This is a genomic window from Xanthobacter sp. SG618 (genome assembly GCF_012932745.1).
GTDB classification, from domain to species: domain Bacteria; phylum Pseudomonadota; class Alphaproteobacteria; order Rhizobiales; family Xanthobacteraceae; genus Xanthobacter; species Xanthobacter flavus.
In genome coordinates this window covers 234,044-247,538 of sequence record NZ_JABBHL010000005.1, presented here as the reverse complement: position 1 = coordinate 247,538, position 13,495 = coordinate 234,044, and the positions used below count along the sequence as shown (strand labels likewise).

Below are 13,495 nucleotides of genomic sequence, written 5' to 3'. Positions count from 1 at the left end.
GGTTTCACCTGCGACAGTTAGGGGTTGCATCCCGTCAAGGCAACGGAGCGACCCCTTCAACCGCCGTTAAGGTTACGGGATAAGGTCACCATGCGCCATCGGCCACGGCTCACGCACATTTGGCGGCCAGCGCCTGCGCCACCTTGGAGGCCGGCGTGCGGCCGAGCGCCGCGGTGATGGCCCGCCCGGCAGCCGCGAGGCGATCGAGGTCGACGCCGGTCTCGATGCCGAGGCCATTGAGCATGTAGACGAGATCCTCGGTGGCGAGATTGCCGGACGCGCCCTTGGCATAGGGACAGCCGCCGAGCCCCGCCACGGCCGAATCCACCGACGCCACGCCGATATCGAGGCAGGCCAGCACATTGGCCAGCGCCTGCCCGTAGGTGTCGTGGAAATGGATCGCGGTGCGCTCAAGGCCGATGCGCTCGGCCACGGCGCCGGTCACCGCCTGCGCCTTGTCGGGCGTGCCGACGCCGATGGTGTCGCTCACCGAGACCTCGTAGCAGCCCATGGCAGTGAGGGCTTCCGACACCTCTACCACCTTCGCCACCGGCACCTCGCCTTGATAGGGACAGCCGAGTGCGCAGCTCACATAGCCGCGCACCGCCACGCCGCGCGCGCGGGCGAGATCGATGAGCGGGGTGAAGCGCTCCAGGCTCTCGGCGATGGTGCAGTTGATGTTCTTACTTGTGAAGGCCTCCGAGGCTGCGGTGAACACCGCCACCTCCTCGATGCCGCAGGCGAGCGCCAGCTCCAGCCCCTTCAGGTTGGGCGCCAGCACGGTGTAGCGCACGCCTGCCCGGCGGTTGATGGCGCCCAGCACCTCGGCCGTGTCGGCCATCTGCGGCACCCACTTGGGCGAGACGAAGGAGCCGGCCTCGATCATCTTCAGCCCGGCATCGGCGAGGGCATCGATGAGCGCCACCTTGGCGTCGAGGGGCACGATGCCGGGTTCGTTCTGCAGCCCGTCGCGAGGACCGACCTCGACGATACGAACGGAAGCGGGGCGGGCCATCAGGCGTCCTCCAGAACCAGAAGCTCGGCGCCCTCGTCCACGAGGTCGCCCACGGCGAATTTCAGCGCCTTGACCTTTCCGTCGCGGGGCGCGGCGACGGTGTGCTCCATCTTCATCGCCTCCACAACCACGAGGGCGGCGCCCTTCGTCACCTCCTGCCCTTCCTCCACCGCGATGCGGATGATGGTGCCGGGCATGGGCGCGACGAGCCGGCCGGCGGTGCCGGTGGCCGCCTGCGAGGCGAGGCGTGGGTCGATGAAGTCCACCGCATGTTCCCCGCCGCGCACGAACACGGTGAGGCGATTGCCGGTGCGGATCACCCGCGCCGACAGGGCCACCCCGTCGAGGCGGGCGCGCAGGCTGCCGTCCGCCTCCGCCTCGCCCTCCACCGCCACGTCGCCGCCGGGCAGGGCCAGGATGAAGCCGTGGGGGCGGAAATGGGCGCGGATGGCGATGCGCTCATCGCGGTCGGCGAAGGTGAGGTCCACATGGGCGTCACGGTTGAGCCGCCAGCCGGGCGCGAGGCCCCAGGGCGACCAGGGATCGGCCGCATCCACCGTCTCGGCGGACTGGCGCGCCTCCTCCTTCAGGACGAAGAGGGCGGCGAGTGCCAGCACCGTGTCATCCACCGGCGCCGGCGGGGGCAGCAGCACGTCCTGATGGCGGGCGATGAAATTGGTGTCGAGCTCGGCCGCCGCAAACGCCGGATGAGCCGCGATGGCCTTCAGGAACACCCGGTTGGTGGCGAGCCCCACCACCTCCGTCGCGGCGAGCGCCGCCTCCAGCCGCCGCACCGCCTCCAGACGGTCGGCGCCGGAGACGATGATTTTGGCGATCATCGGATCGTAATGGATGGAGACCGTATCCCCGGCCCGCACGCCGGTATCCACCCGCGTGTGATCGAGGTGGGACGGCAGCACGAGATGATCCAGCCGGCCCACCTGGGGCAGGAAGTCCCGCGCGGGATCCTCCGCATAGAGGCGCACCTCGATGGCGTGGCCCTGAAGGGGGATATCTTCCTGCGTCAGCGGCAGCGTCTCGCCCTGCGCGACGCGGATCTGCCACGCCACGAGATCATGCCCGGTGATCGCCTCCGTCACCGGATGCTCCACCTGCAGGCGGGTGTTCATCTCCATGAAATAGAAATGATCGCCCTCGGCGATGAACTCCACTGTGCCGGCGCCGCGATAGCCCACCGCCTTGGCCGCATCCACCGCCGCCTTGCCCATGGCGGCGCGGCGCTCCGGCGTCATGCCGGGGGCGGGGGCCTCCTCCACCACCTTCTGGTGGCGGCGCTGGATGGAACAGTCGCGCTCGTGGAGATAGACGCAATTGCCGTGGCTGTCGGCGAAGACCTGCACTTCGATGTGGCGCGGGGTGGTGAGATATTTCTCCACCAGCACCTTGTCGTCGCCGAAGGCGCTCTTCGCCTCGCGCTGGGCGGAGGCGAGGGCCTCGGGGAAATCTTCCGCCGCGCGCACCACCTTCATGCCCTTGCCGCCACCGCCGGCCGAGGCCTTGATGAGCACCGGGAAGCCGATGCGCTCCGCCTCGCGGGCGAGCAGCGCGGCATCCTGATCCTCGCCGTGATAGCCGGGCACAAGCGGCACGCCCGCCTTCTCCATCAGCGCCTTGGCGGCGCTCTTGGAGCCCATGGCGCGGATGGCCGAGGCCGGCGGGCCGACGAAGACGATGCCGGCCTGTTCGCAGGCATCGGCGAAGGCGGCGTTCTCCGAGAGGAAGCCGTAGCCGGGATGGATGGCATCCGCCCCGCTCTTCTTTGCGGCTTCGAGAATGGCGTCGATCTTGAGATAGCTTTCGCGCGCCGGCGCCGGGCCGATGGGATAGGCCTCGTCCGCCACCGCCACGTGCAGCGCGTCGGCATCGGCCTGCGAATAGACCGCGACGGTACGCAGGCCGAGGGCCTTGGCGGTGCGCATCACGCGCACGGCGATCTCGCCGCGATTGGCGACGAGCAGGGTGCGGATGGGACGGATCATGCGGCCCCCCAATTGGGTTTTCTTTTTTCGAGGAAGGCGGTGACGCCCTCGCGGCCGTCGGCGCTGGCGCGCTGGTCGGCGATGCGGCGGGCGGTGTCGGCGATGACGGCGTCGTCGAGGGGACGGTCCACGGCGGCGACGAGGGCCTTGGTGGCGCCGAGCGCGGCGGGGCTCGCCGCCTTCAGCGCTTTCAGATGGCGGGCGATGGCCGCGTCCAGTTCCCCGGCGGGCACCACCTCATGGACAAGGCCCAGCTCCAGCGCCGTTGCGGCGGAAAACCGCTCGGCGGTGAGGAAATAGCGCCGCGCCTGACGCGCGCCCATGGCGCGCACCAGATAGGGGCTGATGACCGCCGGGATGAGGCCGATGCGCACCTCGGTGACGGCGAATTCCGCCTCCGGCACCGCCACTGCGATGTCGCTGCACGCGATGAGCCCGGTCGCCCCGGCGAAGGCGGAACCGTGGATGCGCACGAGGGTGGGCTTGGGCGAAAGATCGATGGTGCGCATGAGCTTCGCGAGGCCCATGGCATCGGAGAGGTTCTCCTCCCGCGAATAGGAGGCCATGCGGCGCATCCAGTTGAGGTCGCCGCCGGAGCAGAAGACCGGCCCGTTGGCGCGCAGCAGGATGGCGACGGCCGAGGGGTCCGCGATGGCCGCCTCGTACGCCTCGGTCAGCGCCGCGATCAGCGCATCATCGAAGGCATTGCGCACCTCCGGCCGGTCGAGGGTGAGGATGGCGATGCCATCTTCAATGGTTGTGGTGAGGCCGGTGCTGGAGGCGCTCATGTGTTCCGCCTTTCGTGCCCGTCCATCACATGCGGAACACGCCGAAGCGTGTCTCCTGCTCGGGGGCGTTGAGGGCGGCGGACAAAGCGAGGGCCAGCACCATGCGGGTGTCGGCGGGGTCGATCACACCGTCGTCCCACAGCCGGGCCGAGGAATAATAGGGATGGCCCTGCACCTCGTACTGGTGGCGGATGGGGGCCTTGAAGGCCTCCTCCTCCTCTGCCGGCCAGTTGCCGCCACGGCCCTCGATGCCGTCGCGCTTCACCTGCGCCAGCACATTGGCCGCCTGCTCGCCGCCCATCACCGAGATGCGGGCATTGGGCCACATCCACAGGAAGCGCGGATCGAAGGCGCGGCCGCACATGCCGTAGTTTCCGGCGCCGAAGGAATTGCCGATCACCACCGTGAACTTGGGCACGGATGCGCAGGAGACGGCGGTGACGAACTTCGCCCCGTCCTTGGCGATGCCGCCCGCCTCATACTTCCGCCCCACCATGAAGCCGGTGATGTTCTGCAGGAAGACCAAGGGAATATTGCGCTGGCAGCACAATTCCACGAAGTGCGCGCCTTTCAGCGCGCTCTCGGAGAAGAGGATGCCGTTGTTGGCGATGATGCCCACCGGATAGCCGAAGATGCGGGCGAAGCCCGTCACCAGCGTCGGCCCATAGAGCGGCTTGAACTCGTCGAACTCGGAGGCATCGACGATGCGGGCGATGATCTGGCGGACATCGAAGGGCTGCTTCGGGTCGGCCGAGACGATGCCGTAGATCTCCTTCGCATCGTAGAGCGGCGCGCGCGGCTCGCGGATGTCGAGGGAGTGGGCCTTGGTGGTGTTGAGGTCGGCCACGATGGAGCGGGCGATGCCGAGCGCATGGGCGTCGTTCTCCGCCATGTGGTCGGCGACGCCGGAGGTGCGGGTGTGGACGTCCGCCCCGCCCAGCTCCTCGGCGGTGACGACCTCGCCGGTGGCCGCCTTCACCAGCGGCGGGCCGCCGAGGAAGATGGTCGCCTGATTCTTCACCATGATGGACTGGTCGGCCATGGCCGGCACATAGGCGCCGCCGGCGGTGCAGGAGCCCATCACCACCGCGATCTGCGGGATGCCCTGCGCCGACATGTTGGCCTGGTTGAAGAAGATGCGGCCGAAATGCTCGCGGTCGGGGAAAACCTCATCCTGATTCGGCAGGTTCGCGCCGCCCGAATCCACGAGGTAGATGCACGGCAGGTGGTTTTCCTGCGCGACGCGCTGGGCGCGCAGGTGCTTCTTCACCGTCATGGGAAAATAGGTGCCGCCCTTCACCGTGGCATCGTTGGCGACGATGACGCATTCGCGGCCCGAGACGCGGCCGATGCCGGTGATGATGCCGGCGGCGGGCACTTCGTCGTCATACATGCCGTAGCCGGCGAGCTGGCTGAACTCCAGGAAGGGCGAGCCGGTGTCGAGCAGCGTGCGGATGCGATCCCGCGGCAGGAGCTTGCCGCGCTTCAGGTGCCGCTCGCGGGCGACGGTGCCGCCGCCCTCCGCCACCTTCTCCACGACGGACCGAAGCTCCGCGACGGAGGCTTCCAGCGCCTCCCGGTTGCGGCGGAATGCGTCGGAGCGGCGGTCGACCGCATCCTCGATGATCGCCATGAGCGCTCTCGCCCCCAAATGCCCGGGCGCGCGGCCGACCGGCCCGATGATCGGCCGGATGCGCACGCTCCTCTCGCCTCAAGAGAAACGGTCTCCACAAGGACCGACGATCCTCGAGAAGCCCGGCTCTCGCGAACCGGCAGCGGGGCAGCCGGAGGCAAAGCGCGCCGATGCCCGCGCAGCTGGGCGCAAGGCGGCTCGGGCGTCTCCCTCGGCGCCGGTCGATGCCGGCTTGGAAACGATCGTACGTTTTTTTATTGGAGGCGCAAGGGCTTTCGCGCGGTCATTTTGGATGGACGGCGCGCCGTCCCATCACGTCCGCGCGGCCTTGGCAACCGAGGCAGGCCTGCGCGCGGGCTTCTCGCGCTCCGGCAGCTCCGCGGGGACCCCGAGGGGCTGAAGAGGGGCTCCTCCGGTGACGCCGCCGATGACGAGCGCCGTGTAGGTGTCCACGATCTCGTCCTGGCTCAACCGGCCGCCCGGCAGGTACCACATGCAGATGCCGGTGAGCATGGAGATGATGGCGTAGGTGGCGACCTTGGGCTCGCGCACCTCGAACACGCCTTGCGCCGCACCCTGGCGCAGGATGCCCTCCAGCAGCCCCTCATAGCGCCGGCGCAGGCCGACCACGACCGCGCGATGCGCCTCGTCGAGGCTGCGGATTTCCATGTTGGCGATGAAGACGTGGGCGAGCCGCGTCATGTGGTAACGCAGGTGGAAGGCGCAGAAGACCCTGAGGCGCGCCAGCGGGTCTTCGATGCCGGCGAGGTCCGCCTCGGCCTTGCCCAGCAGATCCTCCATGTGGTCGCGCACGATGTCGAACAGCAGGGTCTGCTTGTTGTCGAAATATTTGTAGAGCGAGCCGGACTGCAGGCCCACCTCGGCCGCCAGCTGACGCAGGCTCATGGCCTCGTAGCCGTGCTTGTAGATGAGCTTCACGCCCGCCTGCCGGATGGCTTCGGCGGTGCGTGCGCCGTTGGAACCGATGGTGCGCGCCATTGCCTTTTAACGTTCGATGTCCCGGCCCTTCAAAGGTCCGGCCCGGGTGCCTTCATTGCGCGAGCGGACTGCGCGAACGCGCGATCCGGCTGCGATCCGCGTGGCAGAGTGCGAGCCCCGCCCCCGCGATGCAAGATCATCTTGCGACACCAAATGCCGCTTGACCACAATAAAAAAGAACGCTTGATTGTTTAACGAACCCGGCAAAACGATCGGGCCGAGAAATCGGACAAGGCGCCCGGTCCGCCGCACAGCGCGGGGCGCCGGATAGGGAGATGACGACATGGCCACCCTGCAGGCGTGACCTCTCAATCCTTGTGCATCGAAATGGCGTGGGACGCTTCTCCAGCGTAGTGGACGCAGCCGTCCGCATCCACGTGGCCGGTATCTCCGGTGATGTAATAGTCGCGGCCGAACCGAAATCTGGCTTCCGTCGCCGTTTCGTCCTGGCTGTAGGCGCGAAACCAGAAGAGCGGCGAGCGTGGAACGTGGATCGCCAGTATTCCCTCCGCGCCCACGCCCAGCTCAGTGCCCGCCTCGTCGAGGACGACGAGGGAGAAGCCGGGTGCCACCCGGCCGACGGACACACGATTGAGGGAGCGCGGATCATGCGGGTCATGCTTCATGCCGACGATCATGCCCGCTTCGCGATGGCCGTACTGGTTCACCAGCGGCACGCCGAGCTTCTGCGTGACCCAGGAGATGATGTCCTGGGGCAGGGGCTCGCCGCCAACGGTGACGATCCGCAGTGCGAGGCGGTGCGAGGCCGCGGCGGGGTCGCCCCGTCGCCAGGCCTTGATCTGTGACGGCGCGGCGGTGAGGTTGGTGACGCGGAACTTCGACAGGACGCGATAGCCTTGCGAGACATCGTACGGCCCATCGCAGAACAGGATGGATTTGCCGATCAGGAGCGGGCCGACGAGACCGTAGAAGACGCCGTATTCCCAGCCTTGGTCGGTCATGTTCCAGAACACATCCTCGTCGCGGACGTCGAGCCCGTGGCGCATGTATTGCTCGATTTCGGCCAGGGCGCGGACGGGGGTGAGCAGGCCGTATCTCGGTTCCACCACCTTGGCCGAATAGGTCATGATGAACGGGTCGTTCTCGCCGTAGGTCGTGGCCTCCGTCAGCGGTTCGGCCTCGTAGATCGACGACCAGAACTGGGTGACGCGACCTTCTATGCGGTTGATGTGGTCTCCTTCCACGAGAAAGACCGGAGTTGATGATGTGATGTACTTTCGGGCACGCTCGACCAGCACGCGATCGGCGACGATCGCCTTCGCGCCGCCGGCCTCGAGCCGGGCGTTCACCGCCGATGCGGAATAAGTGGAAAAGAGCGGCATGTAGACCGCGCCGACCCGCCAGATTGCGAGGGCTGCAATGATCAGCTCGACGCCCTTGGGCAGCATGACGGCGACGCGGTCGCCCTTCCGGATCCCGACAGATGTGAGGACTCGGGCAAAGCGCGATGAATAGTCCGAAAGCCTGCCAAAGCTCAGTTCCGAGGTCTGGCCCGATACCGACTCGTGGATCATGGCCGGGTGCGCGCGCTTGCCCGGCAGATGGCGGTCGCAGAGCAGGTGGGCGAGGGATATGGCGTTTCCGCAGTATTCGGGCCTCTGGTACAGGCTCGGATTGGGCGGCGCATCCGCCGGCAGCGCGCCGGGGCCCTGGGGCGGGTCGGCCCGCTGCCCGATCTCCTTCAGGAATGCGCCGAAGGTGTAGAAGCGGCTCGCCGCGTCGTAGGCCAGCAGGCCCTCATGTACGAGTGCCGCGGCGAGGCGATGGGCCGTGGCCTTGGACAGGCCTGTGCCCCCCATCAGATCAGCAAGGCGCGCGCCATGGGGCGGCGCATCCGCGACCGCCCGCAGGACCGAGATGGCCCGGGACAAGCTTTGGGCGCCCTTTGGCCCCGGATCCGGATCGGAAGACGCTGTCATGTCTTATTATGTGAGACGAAATCGGACGGGCGGCAATATTTTTCTCCTCACAGAAAGTGGTGCTTGAAAGATTCAATCGGTCGTTCGATAATGAAGTCAATCAGCGTCTCATAATATGAGATAGCGGCTCATAGAAGCCAAACCCGCGATGCGGGATAGGGAGGGGACCATGTCGCTACCTGCCGCTTCGGCCGGGGCTGCAACGGGCGTGTCTGCCCTGCTTGATGTGCAGAACATCTCGCTTCGCTTCGGGGGCCTCAAGGCCCTGTCCGACGTGAGCTTCCATGTGCGGCCCGGCGAGCTGTTCTCCATCATCGGCCCCAACGGCGCCGGCAAGACATCCATGCTGAACTGCATCTCCGGCCGCTACACGCCGAGCGACGGGCGCGTGGTGTTCGACGGTCGGGACGTGACCAAGCTGAAGCCCAACCGGCGCGCGGAGATCGGCATCGGCCGCACCTTCCAGAACCTCGCGCTGTTCAGTCACATGAGCGTGCTCGACAACATCATGGTCGGCCGCCATCACCTCTTGAAAAACAACTTCTTCACGGGTGCGCTCTACTGGATCGGCGGCGCGCAGAAGGAAGAGCTGGAGCATCGCCGCAAGGTGGAGGAAGTGATCGACTTCCTTGATATCCAGCATGTGCGCAAGGCCACCGCCGGCACCCTCTCCTACGGGCTTCGCAAGCGCGTGGAACTCGCCCGCGCGGTGGCGCTGGAGCCCAAGCTCATTCTCCTCGACGAGCCCATGGCGGGCATGAATCTCGAGGAGAAGGAGGACATGGCTCGCTACATCGTCGATCTCAACGAGGAATGGGGCATGACGATCATCATGATCGAGCATGACATGGGCGTGGTGATGGACATCTCCCATCGGGTGATGGTGCTCGATTTCGGTCGCAAGCTGGTGGAGGGGGAGCCCGCCGCCGTGTTGGCCGATCCGCATGTTCGCAAGGCCTACCTCGGCGAGGAGGATCTTGAGATCGAAGAGGCGGCGCCCGCCGCCGTGTCCGCGTGATGCGACAAAGCTGAGGCGCGCCATGGCTCCCATTCCCGCCTATCCGGACGTCACGGTCCACGACACCCTGCCGAAGCTGCTGCGGCTGAACGCGAAAGCCCATGCCGGCGAGACGTGGCTGCGCGAGAAGGATCTCGGCATCTGGATCTCCTATACCTGGGGCGATGTCGCCACCCGCGTGCGCGACATGACCCTCGGGCTCACCACGCTGGGTGTCTCCCGCGGTGACGTGATCGGCCTCATCGGCGACAACCGGCCGGAATGGCTGATGGGCGAGATCGCCGCCCATGCGATCGGCGGCATGAGCCTCGGCATCTATCGCGATGCGCTGGGCGACGAGGTGGCCTATCTCGTCACTTATGCGGACGTCGCGGTGGTCTTCGCCGAGGATGAGGAGCAGGTCGACAAGCTTCTCTCGCTTGACGAGAAGATCCCAACCGTCCGGCATATCGTCTATTCCGACCCGCGCGGCATCCGCAAATACGACGATCCGCGCCTCATCTCGCTGAAGGAGCTGGAGAAAAGGGGCGCGGAGGTGGCTGCCCGCGATGCCGGCGCCTATGACCGCCTCGTGGATGCCGGCAAGGGCGACGACGTCGCCATCCTCTGCACCACCTCGGGCACCACCTCGCACCCCAAGCTCGCCATGCTCACCGGCGGTGCGCTGCTGAGGCATTGCCGGGCCTATCTGGACATGGATCCGCGCCTGCCCACCGACGAATATGTCAGTGTTCTGCAGATGCCGTGGATCATGGAGCAGATCTACGCCTTCGGTCAGGCGCTCATCTCCCGCATGAAGGTGAACTTCGTGGAGGAGCAGGAGACGCTGATGGCCGACATGCGGGAGATCGGCCCCTCCTTCGTGCTGTTCGCCCCCCGCGTGTGGGAGCAGATCGCCGCCGATGTGCGCTCGCGCATGATGGATTCGTCGGCCCTCAAGCGCGGCATGTTCGACTTGGGCATGAAGCTCGGCCTGAAGGCGCTGGACGAGGGCCGGCGCTCGCCGCTTGCCGACTTCATCCTGTTCCGCGCGCTGCGGGACCGCCTCGGCTTCTCCAACCTCAAGTCCGCTGCCACCGGCGGCGCGGCGCTGGGGCCGGACACCTTCCGCTTCTTCCTCGCGCTGGGCGTGCCCATGCGCCAGCTCTATGGCCAGACCGAACTCCTAGGCGCCTACACGCTGCACAAGGAGAAGGACGTCGACTTCGACACGGTGGGCGTACCGTTCGAGGGCGTCGAGATCCGCATCGATGATCCCGATCCCAACGGCCTCGGCGAGGTGGTCACCCGCCACGCCAACATGTTCACCGGCTATTTCCGCAACGAGGACGAGACGAGGAAGTCCTTCGCCGAGGAAGGCTGGATGCGCACGGGCGATGCCGGCTTCTTCAACGGCAAGGGCCATCTCGTCGTCATCGACCGCATCCGCGACATGGCGAAGACCTCGCACAATGATCGCTTCTCGCCGCAATATATCGAGAACAAGCTGAAGTTCTCGCCCTACGTGGCCGAGGCGGTGGTGCTGGGCGACGGGCGCGACAGCCTGGCGGCGCTCATCTGCATCCGCTTCTCCATCGTCTCCAAATGGGCGGAGAAGAACCGCATCTCCTTCACCACCTATACGGACCTCTCGGCGCGGCCCGAAGTCATCGCGCTTCTGAAGAAGGAAGTGGAGGGGGTGAACCGCACGCTCGCCGAGAAGCAGCGCATCGGCCGCTTCCTCCTCCTCTACAAGGAGCTGGACGCGGACGACGGCGAGCTGACCCGCACCCGCAAGGTACGCCGCGGCGTCATCAACGAGCGCTACGGCACCATCATCGACGCCATGTACGAGGGCCAGAAGGTGATCGACGTGGACACCACCATCACCTTCCAGGACGGCACCCGCCAGCGCATCAAGACCAAGCTCGACGTCATCGACCTCGGCGCCCCGCCGCCGGTGAAGGACGACGGCAAGAGGAGGGCTGCGTAATGGATGACATCCGCAACAGCCGGCCTGCCCATTTACGCCTCATCACCAGCCCCTTTCCCGCCCGGGGAGAGGGGAGCGACGTTGCGCCTCTTTCGGAGCCCGTCTGATGCAATCCCAGCTCCTTCTCCAGCTCATCATCAACGGGCTCATCATCGGCACGCTCTATGGCGTGGTCGGCATGTGCTTCGTGCTCATCTACAAGGCCTCGCAGGTGGTGAACTTCGCCCAGGGCGAGTTCCTGCTCATCGGCGCCTGGACTTGCTGGTGGCTGCTCACCGCATGGAACATCCCCTTCTTCTGGGGCTTCCTCATCGCCGTCTGCTTCATGATGGTGTTCGGCATCGCCGTGCAGATGATCGTGCTGCGCCCGCTCATCGGCGAGCCGATCATCTCGGTCATCATGGTGACGATCGGCCTCTCCATTTTCTTCCAGGCGCTGATGAAGTGGATGTTCGGCACCTTCGCGCAGCCGTTCCCGCCCATCTTCCCGGTGGCGCAGGTGAATATCCTGGGGCTGCAGGTGCAGACGGCCTATCTCATGTCCACCGGCGTCAGCCTCGCGATCATGGCGGGCTTCGCCTGGTTCTTTAAATATTCGCGGCTCGGCCTCGCCATGCGCGCCACCGCCTTCTCCCAGCAGGTGGCGCAGTCCCTCGGCATCTCGGTGCGCCAGGTGTTCGCGCTCTCCTGGGGCATCTCGGCGGCGGTGTCGGCGGTCGCCGGTGTGGTGGTGGGCATCGTCAACGGCGTGTCGTCGGCGCTTTCCTACTTCGGCATCAAGGTGTTCCCGGCCGTGATCCTCGGCGGCCTCGACAGCGTGTTCGGCGCGGTGGTGGGCGGCCTCATCGTCGGCCTGCTGGAAAACCTCGGGCAATACGTGGACAGCCAGTATCTGAAGTGGGGCAACCTCTACGAGATCATCCCCTTCTACGCCCTGATCATCATCCTGATGATCAAGCCCTACGGGCTGTTCGGCACCCGCGACATCGAGAGGGTCTGAGGTCATGGCGCTCACCTCCCTGCGGCCGTGCGGCGATTATCGCACCAGCTACAAGGCCGACCAGACCATCTTCCAGACGCGGCTGACGCTGGTCTTCGTCATCCTCGCCATCGCGGCCCTGTGCTGCACGCCGCTGTTCGCCTCGCGCTACGTGCTGAGCCTGATGATCCAGATCGGCTATCTCGGCATCGCCGCGCTGGGGCTGAACATCCTCGTCGGATTTTCCGGCCAGATCTCCATCGGCCACGCGGTGTTCTTCGGCTTCGGCGGCTTCGCCTCAGCCTTCCTCGCCGACAAGGGCGTGCCGGTGCCGCTCGCCATCGTGCTGGCCGGGCTGTGGACCACGGTGGTGGGCCTCATCTTCGGCCTGCCGGCAGCGCGGGTGAAGGGGCTCTACCTCGCCATCGCCACGCTCGCCGCCCAGTTCATCCTGCAGGACTTCTTCGTGCGCGCCGAATGGTTCACCGGCGGCACCCATGGCGCCATTGCCGCGCCCTTCACCCTGTTCGGCTACGATCTCTCGGGCGATGCGCGCTATTTCTACGTGGTGCTGTTCTTCGTGGTCGTCGGCTATATCGGCGCCACCAACCTGATGCGCAGCCGCGACGGGCGGGCGCTGATAGCGGTGCGCGACCATTATCTCTCTGCCGAGATGATGGGCGTGAACCTCACCAAGTATCGCACCATGGCGTTCGGCATCTCGTCCTTCTACGCCGGCATCGGCGGGGCGCTCTACGCGCACTATGTGGGCTTCATGTCGGTGGAGGGGCTCGACATCCTCTTCTCCATCCAGTTCCTCGGCATGATCATCATCGGCGGGCTCGGCTCCATCATGGGCTCGCTGATGGGCACGGTGTTCATGGTGCTGCTGCCGGAGGCGACCGGCTGGCTCGCGTCCGCGCTCTCCGGCAGCGTCATCGACCAGGTGCTGCACCTCAAGGACGGCATCACCTACATGCGCGAGATGCTGATCGGCCTCACCATCATCCTCTTCCTCATCTTCGAGCCGGACGGCCTCGCCCACCGCTGGCGCCTTATCAAGGCCTACTGGAAGCTCTATCCCTTCTCCTATTGACGCGTTCAGGTCCCGACGAAACCCGAGCCGAGGCGGCGCAGACCGCCCGGCGCAA

The 13,495-nt window shown here is 66.4% G+C and carries 10 protein-coding genes; 4 read left to right on the top strand and 6 right to left on the bottom strand.

From position 1 onward, the window contains the following. Positions 1–109: 109 nt before the first annotated feature. The 6 genes from FHT36_RS15655 to FHT36_RS15630 all read right to left on the bottom strand — a co-directional run bounded on the left by FHT36_RS15655 (position 110) and on the right by FHT36_RS15630 (position 8,327). The gene (locus FHT36_RS15655; RefSeq protein WP_169123419.1) at positions 110–1,015 is read right to left on the bottom strand and encodes a hydroxymethylglutaryl-CoA lyase; all 906 of its coding nucleotides are present in this window, start codon (positions 1,013–1,015) and stop codon (positions 110–112) included. Then, positions 1,015–3,015, bottom strand: a complete 2,001-nt coding sequence (locus FHT36_RS15650) for an acetyl/propionyl/methylcrotonyl-CoA carboxylase subunit alpha (protein WP_169123418.1) — start codon at positions 3,013–3,015, stop codon at positions 1,015–1,017. The genes FHT36_RS15655 and FHT36_RS15650 overlap by 1 nt, the downstream gene beginning before the upstream one ends. Continuing rightward, the gene (locus tag FHT36_RS15645; protein WP_169123417.1) at positions 3,012–3,803 is read right to left on the bottom strand and encodes an enoyl-CoA hydratase/isomerase family protein; all 792 of its coding nucleotides are present in this window, start codon (positions 3,801–3,803) and stop codon (positions 3,012–3,014) included. Before FHT36_RS15645 ends, FHT36_RS15650 begins: the two co-directional genes overlap by 4 nt. 25 nt (positions 3,804–3,828) lie before the next feature. Next, complete coding sequence (locus tag FHT36_RS15640) at positions 3,829–5,436, bottom strand: carboxyl transferase domain-containing protein (RefSeq protein WP_169123416.1); 1,608 nt, start codon at positions 5,434–5,436, stop codon at positions 3,829–3,831. Positions 5,437–5,748: 312 nt separating this feature from the next. Continuing rightward, positions 5,749–6,435, bottom strand: a complete 687-nt coding sequence (locus FHT36_RS15635) for a TetR/AcrR family transcriptional regulator (RefSeq protein ID WP_169123415.1) — start codon at positions 6,433–6,435, stop codon at positions 5,749–5,751. Between the two features lie 308 nt (positions 6,436–6,743). Then, positions 6,744–8,327, bottom strand: coding sequence for an AMP-binding protein (locus tag FHT36_RS15630; protein WP_210257792.1), 1,584 nt, complete (start codon positions 8,325–8,327; stop codon positions 6,744–6,746). A gap of 217 nt (positions 8,328–8,544) precedes the next feature. Here FHT36_RS15630 and FHT36_RS15625 point away from each other — a divergent pair, with 217 nt between their 5' ends. From FHT36_RS15625 to FHT36_RS15610, 4 genes are all read left to right on the top strand, one after another. Beyond that, positions 8,545–9,393, top strand: coding sequence for an ABC transporter ATP-binding protein (locus tag FHT36_RS15625; protein WP_210257791.1), 849 nt, complete (start codon positions 8,545–8,547; stop codon positions 9,391–9,393). 22 nt (positions 9,394–9,415) lie between these two features. Further along, complete coding sequence (locus FHT36_RS15620; protein ID WP_169123413.1) at positions 9,416–11,365, top strand: long-chain fatty acid--CoA ligase; 1,950 nt, start codon at positions 9,416–9,418, stop codon at positions 11,363–11,365. A 106-nt stretch (positions 11,366–11,471) separates the two neighbouring features. Then, positions 11,472–12,365: a branched-chain amino acid ABC transporter permease gene (locus tag FHT36_RS15615; RefSeq protein ID WP_024276586.1), complete on the top strand. Its 894-nt coding sequence runs from the start codon at positions 11,472–11,474 to the stop codon at positions 12,363–12,365. A 4-nt stretch (positions 12,366–12,369) separates the two neighbouring features. Next, complete coding sequence (locus tag FHT36_RS15610) at positions 12,370–13,440, top strand: branched-chain amino acid ABC transporter permease (RefSeq protein WP_169123412.1); 1,071 nt, start codon at positions 12,370–12,372, stop codon at positions 13,438–13,440. The last annotated feature ends 55 nt before the right edge of the window (positions 13,441–13,495 follow it).